Here is a 21,557-nt window from a genome sequence, read left to right on the forward strand (position 1 = left end):
TTTCGTGGACAGATGAATCCCGCACGATTCGTCACGCAGCCATCATTGGACGAACGGCAGGAATCGGTTAGTCTATCCCTGATGCCCGCGGAGAGACGCAATGTTTTGGGTGGCGTATTGCAGCCATGCTCGAAGGATCCGATGACCGGGTTCTTCCGCGACGGCTGCTGCCGGACGGGCCGCGGCGATGTGGGCGTGCACGTGGTATGTGCGATGGTGACCGAGGATTTCCTCGCCTTCTCAAAGAGCCGCGGGAACGACCTCTCCACCCCGCGCCCCGAGTTCGATTTTCCGGGCCTGAAACCGGGCGACCGCTGGTGCCTCTGCGCCTCCCGCTGGCGGGATGCGCTCCTTGCCGGAATGGCCCCGCCCGTGGTGCTGGAAGCTACCCACGAGTCCGCGCTGGAGTTTCTGGATCTCGTGGATCTCCGGGCTCACGCCTACCACGCGTAAGCCATTCGTCAAAGGGCTGCGTGAAAAGCTGCCAGTGGAGGAAGCCGAGAAAGGCCAAATAGGTCAGCATCAGCACGGTGACGACCCAGAAACCATCAAGGCCCCAGATCTGTCCGGGAAATAGCGACCGGTGCGCTACCGCCACGAATCCGAAGATCAGAAGACAGAAGAGGTAGATCGACTTGAACAAGCCATCCGCGGCAGATCGGGCCCAAGGCAATCCCAAGGCCAAACCCACACTGGCAGGCACAAAAAGAACGCAGGGATTGAAGTAGAGCTTCCCCACCAAAAAGAAGCGGATCATCTCCCAGCCCGAATAGAGGCCCACCGCCAAAAGCGACAGGATCACGAAGACTACCCGGAGCGACATGGAGGCGTCTTACCACACCCCAGGCCCCATGCCAAGGAGGGGACGCCGCAGGTGAGGCTCGCCAGCAGCCACTGACACTTGGTAGCCGTATTCCATGAAGAAGGCTTGGATCCTGATCTCAATCTTGGGTGCGGTCCACCCGGCTGCGGCGGAGCCCATGACCGTGGAGGGACTCCCCCAACCCATCGAACTCTCCCTGCCGGACAAGCACGATCCGGCGAAGTCCTGGCCTGCCGTCTTCTTCTACCACGGCACCGGCGGCCACCCGACCACCCACATGATCCGGCAGCACACCGGATCGAAAAATTGGATCGTCGTCGGCATGGGCTACACCAAGCCCGGCCCCTTCACCTACACACCGGAGAACCTCCAGCGGGAACTCGTCATCCTGCAGCGGGTCCGTGATGAGCTCGTGAAGACCAAGGGACTCGATCCGAGGCGGCTCTACGTGTCCGGCTTCAGCATGGGTGGCTGGATGAGCGGCATGCTCCTGCAAGCCGAGCCCTCGCTCGCAGGCGCGGCAATCCTCGGTGGCGGCCACATGCATGAAGTCACGCCGAAGCGGAAGGCTCTGCCGCCGCAGACCCCGGTTTTCCTCGGTGTCGGGAGAAACGATGGCGTGTATCCTTTCGCGCTGAAAGCGAAGCTGTTCTTCGGCGGCCTCGGTGCCGATGTCCGCATGGAGACATGGGACGGCCTCGGCCATGAATTCCCGAAGGAAGGGTCTCCGGGTCTAAAGGAATGGTTCACGCTGCGGGCGGGCGGTGCGCCGGACAATGACGCGGTCACCAAGGAGTATCAGCGGATCACCGGTTTGGCTTCCTTGGAGCAATGGCAAGCCCTGCTAGAGTTCCGCGAGCACCCCTTCGTCAACGCTCCCGGACAAACCTGGCCGGAGACCATCAAAACGAAGCTCGAGGAACTGGAGAAAGATCCGGCCGTCGTCGAAGAAGCGAAGCTCTATCGCCGCCACCGCCAGCTGCTCGCGAACGAGGTGAAAGCGATCACCCTGCCCGATCTCGAAAAAGTGGGTGAAGCCTATTCCGTATTGGTCCTCGAAGCGGGCAACAGCAGCCAGACCGACCTCATCGCCGCAGATAAGAAGCGCGTGGACGGCTTGCTCAAAAGCTTCCGAGCCCAGAGCGCCGAACGAAAGCAGCAAGCAAAGCCCATCCAAGTCGATCCCCCCAAGGACGATCGCCGGATCCCGAGGAACCCAATGGTGAGGTAGCCCTGTAGATTTATGACCTTTGATTTCACATGCCCCGGATGTGGAGCAACGCTAGCGGCAGACGAAACTGAAATCGGAGAGATTGTCACCTGTCCTGGGTGCGATTCCCAGATTGTTGCAGAATCAGCCGCATTCAGCATGCGGGAGCCACCTTCTCCTCTGACGATCTTGAAATCGCCTTTCTGATCGCCACGGCCCAGCTTCAATTGCGCGCCAGCTATCTCAGAGCCAACGCAATCTATGGATTAAAGTGGGACATCGACTTCGATTCCAATGGTAACGTCTTAAACTTTGTAGGGACTGCCTACGGGACCGCAATGATCGTCTGAGCCAGTAGTTTCGCTGCGAAGTTCATTCACAGAGAAATCCTCAGAGTGAATCCGCACCTCAATCCAGCAGCTCCGGATAGTATCGCCGCGCCATATCCATGGTCGCATCCATGATCTCCGAGCTGATACCCGTCTTCAGCGCGAAATTCGCCATATCGGAGCACTCCACATGGCTCAGCGCCCGGATCGCACGGCGCACCCGCGGGACCTGATGCGGACCCACGGAAAGCTCTTCCACACCCAAGCCTAACAGCAGCGGCGTGAGGCGGATGTCACCGGCCATTTCGCCGCAGACTCCGGTCCAAATCCCGGCATCCTTCGCCGCATCCACAGTGCGCTTGATCAGCCGCACCACCGCAGGATGGGTCGGCCGGTAAAGATCGGCCACGTGGTGATTCACCCGGTCCACCGCCACGGTGTACTGGATCAGATCATTCGTGCCGATGGAGAAGAAATCGACTTCCGGGGCAATCAGATCGGCGATCACCGCGGCGCTCGGCACCTCGATCATCACACCGGTTTCCAGCTTCTCGTCGAAGGGCACGCCCTGCGCCGAAAGCTCGTCCATGCACTCCTTGAGGAAATCTTTCGCACGCCGGACTTCGCCGAGGCCGGAAACCAGCGGGAACATCACCGCCAGCTTCCCATGCGCACTGGCACGCAGGATCGCGCGCAGCTGCTCCTTGAACATGCCAGGGCGGTCCAGCGAAACGCGGATACCGCGCCAGCCGAGGAAAGGATTCGGCTCCGGCTCGGTAAGCGGCTCGATCGGCAGCTTGTCACCACCCGCGTCCAAGGTCCGGATGATCACCGGATGCGGGGCCAGCTCCGTGGCCAGCCGCGTATAAGCCTCGGACTGCTCCAGCTCGCCCGGCATTTCCTCACCGTCCAGCAGCAGGAATTCGGTGCGGTAGAGGCCCACGCCTTTGGCACCGCTATTTCGCACCAAGGCCAGCTCGTCGATGAACTCGATGTTCGAGGAAAGCGTGATGGTCCGTCCGTCCGTGGTCGCGGTGGCGGCATCCCGCTGCGCTTCCAGATCTTGGCGGACCTTCTCCTTCCGGTCCTTCAACTCCTGATAGCGGGCCAGGGTCTCCTCCGAAGGATGAAGGATCAGGCGGCCCGAATAGCCATCGAGAATCGCCGGGGTCAGCGTGCGGATGTCCAGCACCGCGTCCTCGATCCCCACGATCGCCGGGATCCCCAGCGAGCGGGCGAGGATGCCCGAATGAGAGTTCACGCTGCCCAACTCGGTCGCGAAACCGACCACGTGGCGCCGGTTCAGGCCGGCGGTGTCAGTCGGGGAAAGATCGTAGGCAACGAGGATGTGCGTCTCGTCCGGGGCAGTGTGCCGCGGCGCCTCGTCCGGGCGGAAATTCCTCAGGACCCGCTGGCAGACATCCTCCAGATCCGCGGTGCGCTCGCGCAGGTAGGGATCCGGCACCCGCCGCATCGCCTCCAGGAAGTGCTGCATCACCGCATAAAAAGCGAATTCCGCGTTTTGCCGCCGGGTGGCGATCGCGTCCGCCACGCGGTCCAGCATCGCCCGGTCTTCGAGCACCATCAGGTGCGCCTCGAAAATGCGGCTCTCCTCCTCACCGGACAGCGCCTTGATCTTCTGCTGGAGCTCATCCAACTGGAGCTTGGTCTCCTCCAACGCCGTGCGGAAGCGCTCCTGCTCATGCGGAATGTCATTCTCATCAATGTGATAGACTTCCGGCGCAGAAAAGCCGCGGGCGACCACGTGAACCGGGCCGATGCCGATCCCCGGGGAGACGGGGGTGCCTTGGAGCACGGTTTCCAGTTTTTCGCCCATGGAGTTCCTAGCGGTATGCTGTGAGGGATGGACGGTCCTTCAAAGAACAAAAATTGGAGTCATAAGCATCTTCCCCCACCCCGGACGAAAAAAATCCCTTGGAAGACTGGCTTTGATGCTCCTACGCTCCGCGCGTCTCGAATCCACTAGGCCGATGGCGCAACGCGAATTCACCATTCAGAACAAACTCGGCATTCATGCCCGTCCCGCGGCTCAATTCGTGAAGACGGCCAGCCGTTTTTCCTCGGATGTCCGCGTCGAAAAAGACGGCGAGGAAGTGGACGGCAAGAGCATCATGGGCCTCATGATGCTGGCTGCCGGTCACGGCTCCGTGATCAGCGTGGCTGCCGATGGCTCCGACGCTGAAGCTGCACTCGACGCCCTCGCCGATCTGATCGGTCGGAAGTTCGAGGAAGAGTGAAGCTCCCGTCCCGGGAGAACGGCAATCCTCACCCGAAATACCCGCTATGCGCGGGTTACTTCAGGGTATTGCTGCGTCCTGTCGCCGATCTCGGGCGAACAGCATTCGGATGCTCATTCCTCAGGCTTGGATCGTCACACGACCTTCCTCCCCGCTCAACCGCGCAGTCCGATTGATGATTGGAGGATTGATGATTGGTGATTTCACACCTCCCCCGCCATGTGCCGGAGCAGCCGCTGGTTGAACTCGTCCGCCATGTTGTAGCCCAGCCGGCGGAGCTGCTGGTCCAGCGCGGCGATCGCCACCATGCGCGCGGTATCACGGCCCGGAGCCACGGGAACCTCCACGTGGGGCACCTGCTGGCCAAGAATTTCGTAGGACTTCGGCTGGAGCCCCAGACGGTCGATCTCGTTCTGGTCCGAGTAGGGAATCAGCGTGACCACCAGATCGAGGCGCTTCTCAGGACGGATCGAAGCGAGCCCATAGAGGTTCGCCACGTTCACGATGCCGATGCCGCGGATTTCCAGGTAGCCGCGGGAAAGCGCCGGCGCGGAGGCCGTGAGTTCCCCGCCCGCCAGCTTCACGCGCACCATGTCGTCTGCCACCAGCGCGCCGCCCTTTTCGATCAGGCCGATTGCAGTCTCGCTCTTGCCGGCGCCGCTCTTGCCCATGATCAGGACCCCGATGCCCCGCAGGTCCACCATGCAGCCGTGGAGGGTCACGTTAGGCGCGAATTCATTTTCGAGCCGTAGCGTGGCCGCGTTGAGGAACTTCATCGTCACCAGCGTCGTGCCGAAAACCGGGATCCGGTGCTCCGCCGCGATCTGCATGTGCTCTTCTGAAAGCCCCGCGCCGCGGGAAACCACGATGCCAGGGATATCCCGCTCGCACATCCGGCGGAAACGCTCCGCGCTCATCTGCGGGGTGAGCTTCTTCAGGTAGGAAATCTCGGAATTGCCGAGCACCTGGATGCGCTTCTTCGCGAAGTAGCTGAAGAACCCTGCCAGCGCCAGCCCCGGGCGGTTCGGTGCCGGCTCGCTGATCGGCCGTTCGAAGCCGTGCTTTTCCCCCAACAGGGTCAAGGATAGCGCCGCGGCGTGGCGCTCGAAAAACTCTCCGATGGTGATTGAGGCCGTTTGCTTGACGCGGGGTGTCATCCGCCAAGGACCCTAATGGAAAGCCCCGCGGCATGGCGATGGGAAAAGAGGAGAGGGACTGGCACCGCGGCGTGATGGGCTCGCCAGCGGCGCAAGGGTCTGTCAGAATTCCGCTCTGCGTGACGACCTGTGTTTCCCATTTGATCCGCTTCCTACTTCTCGCCGTGCTGTTGTCCACTGCACCGGCGCAGATTCCCGGCTTCAAGCTGCCCGATACCAAGACCGCGGAGGTGAAGGAGGAAACGGCCGCGGAACGGAAGAAGCGCCTGAAGTCCTCACTCGAGGAATGGAGCGCGCAGGTGGAGGCGCTCGACAAGGAGGTCTCCCCGCCGCCGGGGATCACGCCCGAAGAAATCGCCGGCCGCCGCTCCGACCTGCTGCTCGGCATTTTCATGGCGGAAAACACGCTCCGCTCACTTGATACCGCCGAGACCCTGCAGCAATCGCTGGCCCAAGCCAAGCAAGGCAACGCGGAGTGGAAGGGCTTCGAAAAGCCGGGGCCTTATTCCTTTACCCTGCACGATGAGTTGCGGCGCCAGCAGGAAGGCATCGATACCCGGTTGCGCGCTTACGAGTCGGCGGTAACCATGTTCGATCGCGAACTGGCAAAGCGGCAGGACGAAATCAAAAAGGCCGATGAGGCGGTACGCCGCGCCCAGGAAACCGTCGACCGCGCGGCAGCGGATCAAATGGATGCCGCGGCGTGGCGCCTGGCCGCCGCAAAGCTGAAGCTGCGCGTGCTCGGCTCTGCGGCTGGAATGATCCAGCTCACCATCGACAACACCTACCTGCGCTCCACCACCGCCAATGCCGAAGCGGAGCTGCTGAAGCGCAAGGTGACGGCCCTGGGAACCCTGACAGCTTTCCCGGAGGAAGACATCGCCCAGCTCAAGAAGTCCACCGATGCCCGGCGCAAGGAGATCAACAAGGAGCTCGCGGAGATCGAACGCATCCAGAACACCACCATCGCCGCGCGCCAGACGGCCATGGCCAAGCGGGATGCCTTGAAGGTCTCCATGCCCGCCGACGCGGACGAGAAAGCGAAGGCGGCTCTCGCTGAAGCCGAAGCACGCTTGCAGATTTTCGATAGCCAGCTCGAAAGCTTGGCGAACCGCATCGAAATCACTGGTGCACGAATGCGGTTTCTCAATGAGTACCTCGACGCCCAGCTTTCGCGGAAGACCCTGCTGACCGCCCACTCCGCGGTAGAAGGGGCCGAAGCGCTTGGCAATCTTCAGGCACAACTCGGTCGTGCCAGTGCCTTCGATTCATTGGTCAATGTCCGCCGCAGCGCCACGCTGTCCGCCATCCAGGAACAGGAGCAGAAGCTGACCGCACTCGACGCAGCCTCGCCCCTGCGCCAGCCGACCGGGCAACTAATGGCAGCCCTGCGTTCCGATCTCGATGCCGTGGAGCGTTTCGGTCAGGATATCTCCGGACTACACCAGGATATCGGCCGCTGGCTCGGCGATTCCGAGCAGGTCACCAGGTCGATGACCTGGGGTGAGCGGATGCAAGGTCTCGGCTCGCGGGTGAAGGGATGGGGGAAAAAAGTGAGGGACTTCGTGGTGTATCCCTACGACGTCCGGACGGAAGTCGACGGCCGGATCGAAATTACCAAGCGGGGACTCACCTTGGGCTGGCTGGTCACCGCTCTCTTCTTCTTCTGGATCGCTTACCGTGCCAGCTCGTGGCTGGTGAAGCGCGCTTTCGGCCGGCTCGTCACCAAGGGCCGCGTCCAACAGGGCCAGGCCGATACGCTGCGGCGCTGGACCCGCATCGCGCTCGGTGTGGTGCTCGCGCTGGTGACCCTCCATTTCCTGAAGATCCCGCTGACCGCCTTTGCCTTCCTTGGCGGCGCGCTGGCCATCGGCGTCGGCTTCGGGACCCAGACCTTGTTCAAGAACTTCATCAGCGGCCTGATCGTGCTGGCAGAACGGAACGTCCGGGTCGGAGACATCCTCGAGGTCGATGGCGTCGCAGGCACTGTCAAGGTGATCGATACCCGCTCGTCGATCGTCCGCTCCTTCGATGGCGTGGACATGATCGTGCCGAACTCGGTGCTGCTAGAAAACAAGGTGATCAACTGGACGCACGGCACCTCCGTGGTCCGTCGCGTGGTGCGCGTGCGGGTTCCCCACGGCTCATCGCTGCGGATGGTTTCCACGATCCTTGGCGAGTGCGCGACAGAGCACGGCGTGATCCTCAAGTCGCCCGAGCCTCAGGTTCTGCTCGAAGACTTTGCCACCGACGCGCTGGTATTCGCCGTGTTTTTCTGGATCGACCTGCGCGCCAAGACCGGCGGCTCGACCGTAGCGAGCGATTTACGCTTCATGATCGAGCGCAGGCTGGGTGAAGCGGGTATCTCGCTCGCCACCCCGCAGCAGCCATCCAACCCCACGCCGAAAGCCTGAAGCAGGCGAGGTAGCCGGGGCCCGCCGGGCTGGCACCTGCCACCGCTTGGAACCTGCCTCAGAACTCGGTCGACAATCCCACGGACACCACATCCGCAGAGCCCGTCGCCTGCCCGCGGAAGAAGCCCGTCGCTGCCGAACCCTCGCTGATATACACGTCATCCGCAAAGATGTGGGCATATCCGACATCGAGATTCCAACACGGCGAGAACTCCCAGGTAAACCCGAGCGTTACCCACAGGCGGTCCGCATCCGGAATTCGCAGCGTGAGATCCGCCTCCGAAACCGGCGTGCGGTCATAGGCCACCCCCGCCCTGAAGGTCCATGACTCCGTCGCCTGCCATGTGGTCCCCAAGGCGAAGCGCCAGGAATCCTTCCAATTCTCCGGCTGCACCGGGGGTTGCGCGGGCGCGCCAGCGATGAAAGGCGCGAGCTGTTGGAACTTGCTCCAGTTTGTCCACATCACGTCACCGTGAAGCGACCAGCTCTCATTAAGGTCGTGCACCGCACTGAATTCCACGCTGTCCGGCAGCTCCACCGCAAGCGTCGTGGGCCCATTGAAGGCCGGGATGACCGATATCGTCCTACCCTCTAGATCGAGATCGACGGACGAACGGTAGTGCAACCCGAAGCGGGTATGATCCGCCGGCGCGAAAAGCACGCCGACATTGAACCCATAGCCCCAATCGTCTCCCGCGAGATCGAGCACCGGAAGCGTCGCCGCATTCGACGAAGTCAGCGTGCCATCCGCATAAAGCGCATTGAAGCCCGCACCGAGAGACCATTGCTCATTGATTTTCCACGCCACGGAGGGGTTCAGATTCAAGGTAAGCAGCTCGCTGAAATCCGCGATCGCCCTGCCCGTGAAACCCACCGGATAATTGGTCTTCAGGCCGAAGGTCGAAAAGGCACCGAAGCCCACGCTGAACTGCTCGTTAAGCCTCTTCGCCACGTAGGCATAAGGCAGATAGGCGTCATCCGCCACGTTTCCTCCCAGTGCCGGAACCGTGAATCCCGCTGGCGCACCGGGCGGCGCATAGACGCCTGACACTTCCACTTCGGGAAAAATGCCGCTGGCACCGATCGCAAACGACCACTCGTCCTCCAACAAGGTCATCCCCGCAGGATTCGAGGCGATCACCGTGGCATCATCCCCCATCGCCGCTTCCCCGGAAAACGCACGACCGAGCCCGGCAGCGGAACGCTCGAAAAGCTGGTAGCCGGCGGCGGACGATCGATGGCTCACTGTTAGAAACAGCGCCAAAGGAAGCAGATGCTGGTATTTCATGGGTCGCGGAAAGTTGTGCTCATCCGCATCAAGCGGATGATATGAGCATTCATTCGTTAGGATCTCCTAAGGATGGATGCGCTTCAAGCATTGAAAGGTACCGCCCGTGACATGTCGTTAAGCATCGCGATGCACGATGCTTGGCGAAAAGCCGGGCAAGCACACCGCGATGTATTCCGCGCCCTCCGCTCCCGGCGTGCTGTAGCGGACCCATTCCCCGGCCCGTGTGATGATCGCCTGGCCGGCATTCACCTGCAGGATTCCCTCCTTTGATTCCACCTGCAGGCTGCCGCGGAGCACCACGGTATATTCGTCGAATTCCGGTGTCTGACCCGGCTCGACCCAGCCGCCCGGGCTGGTCATCCGGGCAATGCTCACCGCCTCGTCGCCGGAATTCACCCGGCCTATGAATTCCTCGATTTTTTTCGGCGGATGACCTGCGGCTTCGATGATGGATGGGCGGGGAATGATCCGTGGCATGAAGATAAGATTTCCTCCGCACGGATTCCGATCAATCCCCAAACGATTGACTTGTCCCTCCTCCGCGGCTCCCCTTCCGGCCCATGAGCACCCCGGAAATGGAAACGGATCTCAGGCCGCAGGACACTGCGAATCCCTATCAAACGCCCTCTCAGGGAGCAGCCGCGACCCCACACGACCGGGCCCGCAAGCTGGTCGACCGGGTTCGTCACGTGGCAATGGCCGAGGGCGTCTCCTGGCTCCTGCTGCTGGCCGCCCTGCCCCTGAAATACCAGTTCGGCATCCCCGCCGGCGTCAAAATCATGGGCCCGATCCATGGCGCCCTCTTCGTCCTCCTCCTGATCGTCCTTTTCCAAGCTTGGGGCGACAAGGCACTGTCGTTCGGAAAGTCCGTTCTGGTCTTTTTCGCCTCCTTGATCCCTTTCGGGCCCTTTTTGATCGATCGGCAGCTTGTAGAAAGGGACCCGGGTGAATCCTGAGATTCACCGGGTTGACAGTTAGGCGGCACCGGGCCAAGGCTCCCCCCGCCAATTCTCGCTCCAAACCGCCATGCCCGCCGCTCCCGACGACGTCAAAGCCCCGCCAGCCGATGCCATCACGAGCCCTACGGGCCTTGCATCGAAAGTCCTCCAAGCCGGCTCCGGCACCGAAAAGCCCGGCCCCTCCGACACCGTGACCGTCCACTACAGTGGCTGGACCACGGACGGAAAGCAGTTCGATAGCTCGGTGGACCGCGGCAAGACGATCTCCTTCGGCCTCGATCAAGTGATCAAAGGCTGGACCGAGGGCCTGCAGCTCATGGTCACCGGCGAAAAGCGCCGCTTCTGGATCCCTGGAAACCTGGCCTATGGCGAGAATCCTCGCCCCGGCGCGCCGAAGGGCATGCTCGTTTTCGACGTCGAACTCTTTGATATCAAGAAAGCTCCCGAGCCACCACCGGTCCCGGAAGACGTGGCCGCACCTCCAGCCGATGCCGTGAAGACCTCCAGCGGACTCGCTTCCAAGGTCCTCTCCCCGGGCAATGGCAGCCGCCACCCGAAGGCAACCGATCAAGTGGAAGTCCACTACTCCGGCTGGACCACCGATGGCGAACTCTTCGACAGCTCCGTCGTCCGGGGTGAATCCATCGTTTTCCCCCTGAACCGCGTGATCTCCGGCTGGACCGAAGGCGTGCAGCTCATGGTCGGCGGTGAAAAGCGCCGCTTCTGGATCCCAGCCGAGCTCGCCTATGGCAAGAATCCGCCTCCGGGTGCCCCCGCTGGCATGCTGGTCTTCGACGTGGAACTCCTCGACATCCTCTGATATGCCAGAATCCTTCGAAAACGCGACCGTAACGACCAAGGCCAACGTCTACTTCGACGGCAAGGTCATCTCTCACAGCCTTCTCCTGGCCGATGGCCGGAAGAAGTCTCTCGGCATCATTTTCCCGGGTGAGTATCACTTCGGCACCGGTGAGCCGGAAGTCATGGAAATCACCTCCGGCTCCTGCGAAGTCGTGCTGGATGGCAGCTCTGAAACGCAGGCTGTGGCCGCTGGCTCCGCCTTCGATGTTCCGGGCAACAGTGGCTTCACCATCCGCGTGACAGATTCGCCCTGCGAATACATCTGCTCCTTCGGCACGCCCTGATTCAGGCTGCCGGCGAGCTTTCCCGCTCCCGCCATGTCCTTGCTCCGCTTCCTGCTGCTGCTTCCGGTCATCCTGCTGGCGTCATGCACCATGCATCTGCCAGCACCCGAGGCCTCGCGCCGCATCGAAAAAACGATGTCGGTGCCGGTAGCATCTGAAGAGGGCGTGGACATCTATCTGCTCTCCGACAACCTCCACACCGCGCTGGTCTTCGATCTGGCGTGGTTGGAGGAGAGCGGCTACGTGAAGCCGAAGGAAATCGGCACGCACAAGCACGTGACGATGAGCTGGGGCGAAAAGACCGCCTACATCCAGAAGCGCTGGCTTTCGCCGGTGCAGGTCTTCCGCGCGCTCTGCACTCCCTCCGCTTCCGTGATGGAGATCATCCCCATCGATTGGAAGGTCGAGGAAGTCTGCCTGCACCAGAAGATCTACCTCGCCAAGGTCCCGCGCTCCTACGGCCCTCAGCTCGCCGCATTCCTGAATGGCTGCGCGGACAAGGGCCCCGATGGCACCCCGATCACGATCGCGCCCTCCAGTTGGGGCGAAGGCCGCCTGATCAAGTGCCCGGAAAACTACTCCTACTACTTTCCTCGTATCTGCAACGTCTGGACCAGCCAGGCCCTTGGCAGCTGCGGTTTCGACATCCGCACCGGCACCGCCCTCTCCGCCAGTGGCTTGGTACGCCAGGCAACCTCCGAGAAGAACGGCTTCCGGAAGATCTGGGACGGAAAAAACTGAAGCGCGTGTGAATTTCCGGTGACGGACGTTCTTGCCCGTTGCGGATCACCCCGTCCCTGCCTGGAATCGCCGGGAATGAAGCGACGATCCTGGGGAATCCGTCTGATGGTCTGGGCAGGAGCCGCCGCCGCCTTTCTCATCTGGCGTCCAATCCACGATGGACTGATGCGCTATGGCCTCACCGCCGCTCTCGGCCTGGTCTGGCTCGGTTTGCTGATCGTCCTCTGGCCGAAAAAGAAAGCACGCCTCGCAGCGCTGGCTCTGCCGCTCTTTCTCGCCCTTCCCTTTCTCCTTCCCGGCAGGGACTTGGATCAGGCGCACCTGAAACACGACTACCTCTCCGGCATGCGCCGCTTCACGGGCTCCACCTATGTCTGGGGTGGCGAAAGCTCCCGCGGCATCGATTGCTCCGGCCTCCCGCGACGCGCCCTGCGCGATGCCTTGGCGCAGCAAGCCCTCACGGGAAATGGCAAGGCCGCCCGCCTCTGGCTCGAACAGTGGTGGTTCGACACCAGTGCCCGCGCGATGCAGGAGAGCTACCGTGGCTTCACAAAAGCGATCGGTGTCGCCGGCCGCATGACCGATCTCGATCTCGCTAAGATCCAACCCGGCGACCTCGCCGTGACCGGAGATGGCCGCCACGTCATGATCTACCTGGACAAGGGCGAGTGGATCCAAGCCGACCCGGGACCCGGCCAGGTCATCGTCGCGACACCCGGTCGCGACGACAACGCTTGGTTCAATTCATACGTCAGTCTGCACCGCTGGACCTCCTTGGAAGCCCCCGGCGGCAGCAATTGATCATGCCGGCAGTGCATGCTTCTGCACGGCGGTGATCGTCATGAGCCGCTCCCCCGTGGGAGTCTCCCACGAAACGCGGTCGCCCGTCCGGCGACCGAGCACGGCCAGCCCCACCGGGGTTAGCACGGAAATACGGTCGGCATCGAGGTCCGCATCATGCGGCAAGACGATCTCGGGTTTATACCAATCGCGGGAGTCCACCGGCGAGACCAGCGTGATGCGGTCGCCAATGCCGATACGACATTCCAACTCGGAAACATCGGAGGAGACCGAGGCTTCGGCGAGCGCCGCCACCAAGGCAGCACGATGTTCGCCGGTAAGGCGGGGCAAGGATTCCGGGTCTAACAAACTTGCGAGGCACAGTTCATCGGCCTCGTCCAACATACGGAGAGATTTCATGATAAAAGCGATGCGTGCGGCGCCTCGCAAACAAGCGGGAGCCGCGGATGAATTCCAAAAACCGGGCGGAACTCTGGACAGCTTCGGGAAAAGATCCCGGATCAAGGAAGCTGCCCTCTCAGGCCCGGAAGGCGGCCATTCGATGGGCACACCAGCCCGCAGTGCAGCTCGCCGGAAGGCGGCCGCTGGCAAAGGTCATGGTGGTGGCTCGAACGGACATGGAAAACACGATCCTACACGTGAATCGCTGCTCTTCAACTTCAAATGAGCGGAGGCCTCCTCCCGCCCTTAATCCTTCGAATAAACCAGCTTCAATTGCGGTGCCTTCGCAAGATCGCGCGGAGTGATCATCTCACGGTCCAGCGGATGATTGCCCTGGCCTTCGATCGCCTCGATCACCGGCTTGTAGCGCTCCCACTTCAAGCTGCCCAAGGTCACCGTCTTGCCCAAGCCTTCTCCGGTCGCCGCCTTCCACCCGCGATAGATCAGTTCGGAGCAGTAAATCGCTTCCGAATCAAAACGGTAGCGCGCGTCGTAGGGCTTCTCCAGATCTTCCTTCATCGCTGCCAGCGCCACCGGGATGTGTTTCCGGTTCTCCTCGGTGAAGCGATAGGCCCACACCTTGTGTTCCCGCCCGCGGTCCATGTAGTCCTGCATGTGCGTGATTTTCACCGGCCCGATCGCCTCGATCACCCACCAATCGTTATTCTCGCGGAAAACCATGCCGCAGTGGGAATATGGGGATTCCGTCGCGCCCTCGATCGCATCCACCAGATCCATCCCCGGCTCATTCGGAAGGGATTGGAACAGGATATCCCCTTCCATCGGCTCATAGACGGTCGATTTTTTCTCCGCGCAGGAAGCAAGGGCGAGGCAAAGCAGGGCAAGGCAACGATACATTCCACGATCCTCTACACGCTTGGGCTGCGGGAAGGCAAGTTCCCGCTTTCCCGCGTGATCATGGGTGGACGTCCGCCCCTCCATGCACAACCCTTGCGCCGATGCCCGCCGCCCGCGTGCTCATCGACGGCCCTTCCGAGCTCGTCTTCGACTATGCCATCCCCGAGGGTCTGCCCGTCGTGGCGGGCTGCCGCGTTCGCATCCCCCTGCGGAACAAGACCTCGCAAGGCACCGTCCTCGACATCGTCGAAACTCCCGGCGACCTCGGCTTCTCCCTCCGCCCCCTCCATTCCCTCACCGAACCGGAGCCGCTCATCACGCCGAAGCTCCTCGAAGCTGGCCGCTGGATCGCCAGCTACTACGGATGCAGTATCGAAAGCGTGATCCGCGCCCTCCTGCCCGAGGCCGTCCGCACGGAGGACAATTCCGCAAAGATCCGGAAGACCGTCCTCCTCGAAAAGGACCCTGACCCCGAGCTTCTCGCCAAGATCACCAAGCGCGCCCCGAAGCAGGCCGCCATCCTCGCCCTTCTCTCCCACTCCGCCGAACGGAAGATCGCCCTCGCCGATCTGGGTGAAGGAGCCTCCGCCTCCGTCAAGTCCCTCGCCAAGCAGGGCCTCGTGCTCGTCCACGATGAAGAAGTCCGACGCGATCCCGAAGCCGATGGCATCGAGGAAATCGTGGCCGATTCCCCTCTCCCGCTCAATGACGAGCAGCACGGCGCGCTGGAGGTCATCCTCTCCTCGCTCCACCTCCCCGACTCGGAGCCCCGCCCTCCCATTCTCCTTCACGGCGTCACCGGCTCCGGAAAAACCGAGGTCTACCTCCAAGCCGCACGCCGCACGCTGGACCTCGGCAAGACCGTCCTGGTGCTCGTTCCGGAAATCTCCCTGACACCGCAGACGGTGCGCCGCTTCCGCGCCCGCTTCGCCGACATGCAGGACCAGGTGGCCGTACTGCACTCAAACCTTTCCCAAGGCGAGCGCTTCGACGAATGGCACCGCATCCGCAAGGGCAAGGCCCGCATCGTCATCGGCGCCCGCTCCGCCGTCTTCGCACCCCTGCCCGATCTCGGCCTCATCCTCGTCGATGAAGAGCACGAGAACTCCTACAAGCAGGACCAGGTGCCACGCTACCACGGTCGCGATGTCGCCGTGCTCCGCGCTTCGTTGGAAGGCTGCACCATCGTGCTCGGCTCCGCCACCCCCTCGCTCGAGTCCTTCCAAAACACGCTGGAGGGCAAGTATCAGATCGTCCGCCTCTTGAAGCGTGCCGATGGCCAATCGCTCCCGCTCATCCGCGTGCTCGACATGCGTCTGGAGTCAAAGAAGCACAAGGGCGGCATGGCCATCCTGTCCGATCGCCTCCGCGTCGCGCTGGAACAACGCATCGCGAAGAACGAGCAATCCATCCTCTTCCTCAATCGCCGCGGCTTCGCCCGCTCCCTGCAGTGCCCCGCCTGCGGCTACGTCTGCATGTGCGCGCACTGCTCGGTACCGCTTACCTATCACAAGGAAGACGAGCGCCTCATGTGCCACATCTGCGGCCACCAGGCCGTTGTTCCGAGGAAGTGCCCGGATTGCCGCGACCCCGCCATCCACTTGCAAGGCTTCGGCACCCAGAAGGTCGAAGAGGTCCTCGCAAAGGTCCTGCCCTCCGCAAAGATCGCACGCATCGATGCCGATGCGATGCGTAAGAAAAACGCCCTCCGCGATCTGCTGAATGCCTTCCAAGCCCGCAAGATCGACGTACTCGTTGGCACGCAGATGATCGCGAAAGGCCTGCATTTCCCGAACGTAACGCTGGTCGGCATCCTCAATGCCGACATCGGCCTCCATGTGCCGGACTTCCGCGCGGGCGAACGCACCTTCCAGCTTCTAACACAAGTCGCCGGTCGCGCCGGCCGCGGCGAACTCGAGGGCGAAGTGATCGTGCAAACCTTCACGCCCCATTCGCCTTCCGTCCAGTTTGCACGCCATCATGACTTCGATGGCTTCGCCGAGCAGGAACTCGAATTCCGCAGGCAGTTCGAGTATCCGCCCTTCGCCCACTGCGCGATGCTGACCAGCCGCTCAACCCATGAGCGCCGGGCGGAGTTCACCTTGCAGACGCTTCACCGCCGCCTCACCGAAGACTGCCCGCCCGGCATCATCATCGGCGATCCACTGCCGAGCCCGCTCGTGAAAACCCACGGCCAATTCCGCTTCCAGCTCATGCTCCGCAGCATGAAGGCCCGCCCCCTCACCCGCCATGTGCAGGGCGTCCTCCAAAAGACCACCCTTCCCGAAGACGTCACCGTCGTCTTCGACATGGACGCCTGGAATTTTACCTAAAGGTAGAATTCACAGGCTCCGCAGGAGCGTTCCGCAAAGAAATGTAGCGGCGGTCTATGACCGTCGGACTTTAGCGGCAACGAGCCGCATCCTCCGATCTCTTCTCCCACTCACAACGAGCGCACTTCGCTTGATGATTGGAAGATTGATGATTGGTGATTTCGCCTTTTCCCCCTCCCCCCGCGGCCCGTTCTCTGCTTCATTGTCCCATGCCATGGAGCATCACCCTTGCCGGAAAGACGCATCAATTCGCGGATCTCCGCACCCTCATGGCAAAGGCCACCCCTCTCCGTTCCGGTGATGTCCTCGCAGGCCTTGCCGCCGGATCCTCCGAAGAACGCGTCGCCGCCCAATACCTCTTGGCCGAGCTCCCCCTCTCCCACTTCCTTGAAAATCTTCTCATTCCTTACGAAGCCGACGAAGTCACCCGCCTGATCACGGACCGCCACGATGCCGCCGCCTTCGAGCCGGTCGCCCATCTCAGCGTCGGCCAATTCCGCGACTGGCTCCTTGCCTACGAAACCGACGCCGCCGCGCTCACCGCCCTCGCTCCGGGACTCACTCCGGAAATGGTCGCCGCCGTGAGCAAGATCATGGCGAACCAGGACCTCATCCTCGTCGCGTCGAAATGCGAGGTCGTCACCCGCTTCCGGAACACCATCGGCCTACCCGGCCGTCTCTCGGTCCGCCTCCAACCCAATCACCCCACCGATGACCTCCGCGGCATCGCGGCCTCCATGCTCGATGGCCTCCTGCTCGGCTGCGGCGATGCCGTGATCGGCATCAATCCCGCCACCGATCAGGTATCCACCACCTGCTCGCTCCTGCACCTCATGGACGAGCTGATCACCCGCTACGAGATCCCCACGCAGTCCTGCGTGCTCGCCCACGTCACCACCCAGATCCACGCGATCGAGGAAGGAGCACCCGTCGACCTTGTCTTCCAATCGGTCGCCGGATCTCAAGCGGCAAACAAAAGCTTCGGCATTGACCTCGCCCTCCTTCGCGAAGCCCGAGAGGCCGCGCTCTCCCTGAGGCGCGGCACGCTCGGCAGCAACGTGATGTATTTCGAAACCGGTCAAGGCAGCGCACTTTCTGCCGGTGCCCATCACGGCATCGATCAACAGACCATGGAAGCCCGCTCCTACGCCGTCGCGCGCGAGTTCAGCCCTCTGCTCGTGAATACCGTCGTCGGCTTCATCGGCCCCGAGTATCTCTACGATGGCAAGCAGATCACTCGTGCCGGACTCGAGGACCATTTTTGTGGAAAGCTGTTAGGCCTCCCGATGGGCTGCGATGTCTGCTACACGAACCATGCGGAAGCAGATCAGGATGACATGGACAACCTGCTCACGCTCCTCGGCGTCGCCGGTTGCAACTACATCATGGGCGTTCCTGGCGCGGATGACATCATGCTCGGCTATCAGTCGACCTCCTTTCACGACGCTCACTACCTGCGCCAGGTCTTGAAGAAGCGTCCCGCCCCGGAGTTCGAGGCATGGCTCGCGAAAACCGGCATCGTCAATGGTCGCGGCCAGCTCGTCGAAAATGCCCGCGCCCTCGCGGACGCACCCCGCTTGTTGAAACTCGAATCCACCGGCTCATGAGCGAGGATATCCGCCCATCCCTGCAGCGGTGGACCAGCGCCCGCGTCGTCCTTGGCCGGACCGGTGGCTCCGTCCCTCATGGGGCTCTGCTCGATTTCCGCCTCTCCCACGCCCGCGCTCGCGATGCCGTCCATCAGGACTTCCACCCGGAGGTATTGGCTGCCGAACTGGAGCCACTGGGCCTCCCTATCCTCCTCACGCAGTCGCAAGCGCACGACCGCGCCACCTACCTCCAGCGCCCCGATCTTGGTCGCCGCCTCGATCCCTCATCCCAATCCCTGCTGGAAGGTGCGCGGACGCCCGAGGGCTTCGACCTTGTCATCATCGTGGCCGATGGCCTCTCCGCCACCGCCGCCCACCTTAATGGTGCTCCTTTGCTCCAAGCGCTAATCCCTCTGTTAGATTCGTTCCGCTTGGCTCCTCTCGTCATCGCGCCCTTCGCCCGGGTCGCCCTTCAGGATGAAATCGGCCACGCCATCGCCGCTCGTGCCGCCCTGATCGTCTTGGGCGAGCGTCCCGGACTCGGCTCGCCCGATAGCTTGGGAGCTTACCTCGTCCACAGCCCTCAGCCGGGCAATACCGACGCCCTGCGGAATTGCGTTTCGAACATCCGCTCCGCGGGACTTCCCCCGCAAACGGCCGCCCGACGCATCGCATGGCTCCTCAATGAGTCACGTCGGCTCGGCTTCAGCGGCGTCGATCTGAAGGATCGCAGTGCCGCCGTTTTACCGCGCCCCTCCCCTTGACTCACAATTAGTTTCGCCAAAAATGCTTCGCGCTGGTATCGTTTTCACTTATTCTTCACTGTAGCGCCACTCTCTCCGCTCTTCGGTCCCTGCTTCTATTTCCCATGAACGTCCTGCTCGTCGAAGACGAACCCGCGATTGCCGATACCCTCGTTTACGCCCTGAAGACCGAGTGTTTCGAAGTGAAGCACGCGCTCACCGGGCAAGAGGCGCTCGATGCATTCTCGGAGAAGCCTTTCGAATTCGTCATCCTCGATATCGGCCTGCCGGACATGACGGGCTTGGACGTCTGCAAGAAGCTCCGCGAGGAATCCACCGTGCCGGTCCTTTTCCTCACTGCACGGGATGGCGAAGTGGACCGCATCCTCGGCCTTGAATTGGGAGGGGATGACTACGTGACGAAGCCTTTCAGCCCGCGTGAGATCGTCGCCCGCATCCGGGCCATTCTCCGCCGCTCGGGAGCCCCCTCGGCCACCGCGAACGCTGCGCACGCCGCCCAGCAACCTCAAGCGGCTCCCGCCGGCCCGCTCTACCATGATGCTTCGGCCATGCGGATTCACTGCCACGGCACGGAGCTCGATCTCACGGCACACGAGTACAAGCTGCTGCTCGTCTTCATCAAGAATCCGCGCCGCGTGCTCACCCGTGACCAACTCCTCGATCACGCATGGGCGGATCCCGGCGCCGTTACCGACCGAACCATCGATGCCCACATCAAGTCGATCCGTGCGAAACTGAGGATCGCGAAGCCGGGTGCGGAGGATTTCATCCAGACCCGTCGCGGACTCGGGTACCTCTTCGTTCCCTGAAGCGCGCCCTCGCACCGGGAGATGCAAGGCAGGAGGATTGACCGCGGAACGTGTTCCCGCCACACAGGTCGTGCATCTCCTCTCATGCCGTCTCCCGCCTTCCTCTCATGCGCCTCACCCGCGTCACGCTGCTCGTCATCGCACTGATCATCGGCGCAGGCCTGTATCTGCTGCTCCGCCAGCAGCTTTCGGTGGTCGAGCCCCAGACCTATCAGGCGACGGAAGAATCGATGGTCGATGCCGCCCAGTTGCTCGCTTCGATGGTGGCCGCGGATTTCAAGAGCGGCTCCTTTGACAAGCAGCGCTTCCAGACCGCCTTCGAAGGGGTCTCGCGAAAGCGCTTCAAGGCCGTCATCCACGGCCATATCAAGTCCCATGTGGGCCTCGGCGCTTATCTCACCGACGCCAAGGGCATCGTCATTTTCGACTCCGCAGGAAAGCTGGAGGGTACCGACCTCTCGAAATCCCGCGATGTCTTCCTGACCCTGCAAGGAAAGTACGGCGCCCGTAGCAGCCGCGTGGATGAAAAGAATCCCCAGTCCTCCGTGCTCCACGTCGGCGCGTTGGTCGGTCCGCTTCAAGCTCCCATCGGCGTGCTCACCGTCTACAAGCCTCAGGCGGACGTGCTTCCGATTGTCGACGCCCGCCGCCGCGGCATCTATTGGGGCACCGGCCTGATCGGTGCGGGCATTCTCTTCCTCGTGACCGCCGTCTTCATCTGGCAATACCTGCCGGTTGGCCGCCTCACCGAGTACGCCCGCGACATCGAGTCCGGCAAACGCCCGCCCCTGCCGAAGCTCGGTGCCGGCAAGGAAGTGAACACCTTGGCCCGCGCCCTCGAATCCATGAGGGAAGCCCTCGAAGGCCGTCGCTACGCGGAGCGCTATGTCCAGACGCTCACTCACGAGATGAAGAGCCCCCTGGCCGCGATCCGCGGGGCGGCGGAGCTCCTTGATGAGGACATGCCGGAGGCCGATCGCCGTCGCTTCCTCGGAAACATCCGCGCCGAGTCCGGCCGGGCCGACCGCCTGCTCAATCGCCTGCTCGAGCTCTCCGCCCTGGAAGGCCGCAGCAGCCTGGACGTCGCGGAAAACGTGGACCTCGAGTTGATTCTCACTCGTGCTGTCGATCAAGGCCGCCCGCCTGCCGATCTCGCCGGCGTGGGTCTCGCCGTCACCCTGCCGCCTGCCATGCTGCTGGTCCGGGGGGATGCCTTCATCATCCGGGCCGCCATCACCAACCTGCTTGAAAACGCCATCGATTTCTCGCCCGTGGGATCTACGATTGATATCGTACTTTGGGGCAAGGACGGGAAAGCCATGATCGAGATCTGCGACCGCGGCCCCGGCGTCCCGGAGTATGCCACGGACAAGGTCTTCGAGCGCTTCTACTCCCTGCGCCACCACTCATCCGGTCGGAAGGGCACCGGTCTTGGCCTGACATTGGTGAAGGAAGCTGCCGAACTTCACGGCGGGTCCGTGGCCTTGGAGCCTCGCGAGGGTGGCGGAACCGTGGCCCGCTTGGTCTTCCCGGTCATCTCCTCGCTTCGCTGATCCGGCGGCTGCACGTGACCTTCACGAAAGCGGAATCACCTTTTCACCGCACGTTCAGCACGGTTTCACCATCGGTGGTTTT

21 protein-coding genes are annotated in these 21,557 nt (G+C 62.4%); 14 read left to right on the forward strand and 7 right to left on the reverse strand.

The window, feature by feature from the left end:
- Positions 1-81: 81 nt before the first annotated feature.
- Positions 82-453 (forward strand): DUF2237 family protein, encoded by a 372-nt coding sequence (locus HHL09_RS07430; RefSeq protein WP_169457695.1) that lies wholly within the window; start codon positions 82-84, stop codon positions 451-453.
- Here HHL09_RS07430 and HHL09_RS07435 read toward each other — a convergent pair.
- On the reverse strand, positions 386-823 hold the full coding sequence (locus tag HHL09_RS07435) for a hypothetical protein (RefSeq protein ID WP_169453939.1): 438 nt from the start codon (positions 821-823) through the stop codon (positions 386-388). The genes HHL09_RS07430 and HHL09_RS07435 overlap by 68 nt on opposite strands.
- A 94-nt stretch (positions 824-917) precedes the next feature.
- Here HHL09_RS07435 and HHL09_RS07440 point away from each other — a divergent pair, with 94 nt between their 5' ends.
- Positions 918-2,054 (forward strand): alpha/beta hydrolase, encoded by a 1,137-nt coding sequence (locus tag HHL09_RS07440; protein ID WP_169453940.1) that lies wholly within the window; start codon positions 918-920, stop codon positions 2,052-2,054.
- 387 nt (positions 2,055-2,441) lie between these two features.
- Here the strand turns inward: HHL09_RS07440 and ptsP are convergent, their stop codons facing one another.
- Complete coding sequence (ptsP, locus tag HHL09_RS07445) at positions 2,442-4,199, reverse strand: phosphoenolpyruvate--protein phosphotransferase (RefSeq protein ID WP_169453941.1); 1,758 nt, start codon at positions 4,197-4,199, stop codon at positions 2,442-2,444.
- A gap of 154 nt (positions 4,200-4,353) precedes the next feature.
- Here ptsP and HHL09_RS07450 point away from each other — a divergent pair, with 154 nt between their 5' ends.
- A complete protein-coding gene (locus HHL09_RS07450) occupies positions 4,354-4,620 on the forward strand; it encodes an HPr family phosphocarrier protein (protein ID WP_169457696.1) in 267 nt (88 codons plus the stop codon).
- A 203-nt stretch (positions 4,621-4,823) separates the two neighbouring features.
- Here the strand turns inward: HHL09_RS07450 and hprK are convergent, their stop codons facing one another.
- Positions 4,824-5,777, reverse strand: a complete 954-nt coding sequence (gene hprK / locus HHL09_RS07455) for an HPr(Ser) kinase/phosphatase (protein ID WP_169453942.1) — start codon at positions 5,775-5,777, stop codon at positions 4,824-4,826.
- A 32-nt stretch (positions 5,778-5,809) separates the two neighbouring features.
- Between hprK and HHL09_RS07460 the strand changes: the two genes are divergently transcribed.
- Positions 5,810-8,191, forward strand: coding sequence for a mechanosensitive ion channel family protein (locus HHL09_RS07460; protein ID WP_169453943.1), 2,382 nt, complete (start codon positions 5,810-5,812; stop codon positions 8,189-8,191).
- Positions 8,192-8,249: 58 nt separating this feature from the next.
- Here HHL09_RS07460 and HHL09_RS07465 read toward each other — a convergent pair whose 3' ends face one another.
- Positions 8,250-9,479 carry an OmpP1/FadL family transporter gene (locus HHL09_RS07465; RefSeq protein WP_169453944.1) on the reverse strand — a complete coding sequence of 410 codons (1,230 nt, stop codon included), beginning with the start codon at positions 9,477-9,479 and terminating at the stop codon, positions 8,250-8,252.
- A gap of 117 nt (positions 9,480-9,596) precedes the next feature.
- A complete protein-coding gene (locus HHL09_RS07470; RefSeq protein WP_169453945.1) occupies positions 9,597-9,959 on the reverse strand; it encodes a cupin domain-containing protein in 363 nt (120 codons plus the stop codon).
- An 83-nt stretch (positions 9,960-10,042) separates the two neighbouring features.
- On the opposite strand from HHL09_RS07470, the gene HHL09_RS07475 reads away from it, so the two are divergent.
- The 5 genes from HHL09_RS07475 to HHL09_RS07495 all read left to right on the forward strand — a co-directional run bounded on the left by HHL09_RS07475 (position 10,043) and on the right by HHL09_RS07495 (position 13,128).
- Entirely contained in the window at positions 10,043-10,438 is a 396-nt protein-coding gene (locus HHL09_RS07475) for a DUF3817 domain-containing protein (RefSeq protein WP_205760992.1), read from the forward strand.
- Between the two features lie 70 nt (positions 10,439-10,508).
- On the forward strand, positions 10,509-11,261 hold the full coding sequence (locus HHL09_RS07480; protein ID WP_169453946.1) for an FKBP-type peptidyl-prolyl cis-trans isomerase: 753 nt from the start codon (positions 10,509-10,511) through the stop codon (positions 11,259-11,261).
- A 1-nt stretch (position 11,262) separates the two neighbouring features.
- Complete coding sequence (ppnP, locus tag HHL09_RS07485; protein WP_169453947.1) at positions 11,263-11,586, forward strand: pyrimidine/purine nucleoside phosphorylase; 324 nt, start codon at positions 11,263-11,265, stop codon at positions 11,584-11,586.
- Between the two features lie 33 nt (positions 11,587-11,619).
- Positions 11,620-12,327 carry a DUF2459 domain-containing protein gene (locus tag HHL09_RS07490; protein ID WP_169453948.1) on the forward strand — a complete coding sequence of 236 codons (708 nt, stop codon included), beginning with the start codon at positions 11,620-11,622 and terminating at the stop codon, positions 12,325-12,327.
- A gap of 75 nt (positions 12,328-12,402) precedes the next feature.
- Positions 12,403-13,128, forward strand: coding sequence for an NlpC/P60 family protein (locus tag HHL09_RS07495; RefSeq protein WP_169453949.1), 726 nt, complete (start codon positions 12,403-12,405; stop codon positions 13,126-13,128).
- On the opposite strand, the gene HHL09_RS07500 is transcribed toward HHL09_RS07495, so the two are convergent.
- On the reverse strand, positions 13,129-13,527 hold the full coding sequence (locus tag HHL09_RS07500; protein WP_169453950.1) for a GreA/GreB family elongation factor: 399 nt from the start codon (positions 13,525-13,527) through the stop codon (positions 13,129-13,131). It lies immediately after the preceding gene.
- Positions 13,528-13,815: 288 nt separating this feature from the next.
- Positions 13,816-14,427, reverse strand: coding sequence for a YiiX/YebB-like N1pC/P60 family cysteine hydrolase (locus HHL09_RS07505; RefSeq protein ID WP_169453951.1), 612 nt, complete (start codon positions 14,425-14,427; stop codon positions 13,816-13,818).
- Positions 14,428-14,528: 101 nt separating this feature from the next.
- Here HHL09_RS07505 and priA point away from each other — a divergent pair, with 101 nt between their 5' ends.
- The 5 genes from priA (at position 14,529) to creC (ending at position 21,475) form a co-directional block, all read left to right on the forward strand.
- Positions 14,529-16,760 (forward strand): replication restart helicase PriA, encoded by a 2,232-nt coding sequence (priA, locus tag HHL09_RS07510; RefSeq protein ID WP_169453952.1) that lies wholly within the window; start codon positions 14,529-14,531, stop codon positions 16,758-16,760.
- A 209-nt stretch (positions 16,761-16,969) separates the two neighbouring features.
- Positions 16,970-18,367 (forward strand): ethanolamine ammonia-lyase subunit EutB, encoded by a 1,398-nt coding sequence (locus HHL09_RS07515; RefSeq protein WP_169453953.1) that lies wholly within the window; start codon positions 16,970-16,972, stop codon positions 18,365-18,367.
- On the forward strand, positions 18,364-19,113 hold the full coding sequence (gene eutC / locus HHL09_RS07520) for an ethanolamine ammonia-lyase subunit EutC (protein WP_169453954.1): 750 nt from the start codon (positions 18,364-18,366) through the stop codon (positions 19,111-19,113). The genes HHL09_RS07515 and eutC overlap by 4 nt, the downstream gene beginning before the upstream one ends.
- 104 nt (positions 19,114-19,217) lie before the next feature.
- The gene (gene creB, locus HHL09_RS07525; RefSeq protein ID WP_169453955.1) at positions 19,218-19,922 is read left to right on the forward strand and encodes a two-component system response regulator CreB; all 705 of its coding nucleotides are present in this window, start codon (positions 19,218-19,220) and stop codon (positions 19,920-19,922) included.
- A 107-nt stretch (positions 19,923-20,029) separates the two neighbouring features.
- Positions 20,030-21,475, forward strand: a complete 1,446-nt coding sequence (creC, locus tag HHL09_RS07530) for a two-component system sensor histidine kinase CreC (RefSeq protein WP_169453956.1) — start codon at positions 20,030-20,032, stop codon at positions 21,473-21,475.
- Positions 21,476-21,557: the final 82 nt, after the last annotated feature.

Origin of the sequence: Luteolibacter luteus (assembly GCF_012913485.1) — a bacterium.
In the GTDB taxonomy this organism is placed as follows: Bacteria; Verrucomicrobiota; Verrucomicrobiia; order Verrucomicrobiales; family Akkermansiaceae; genus Haloferula; species Haloferula lutea.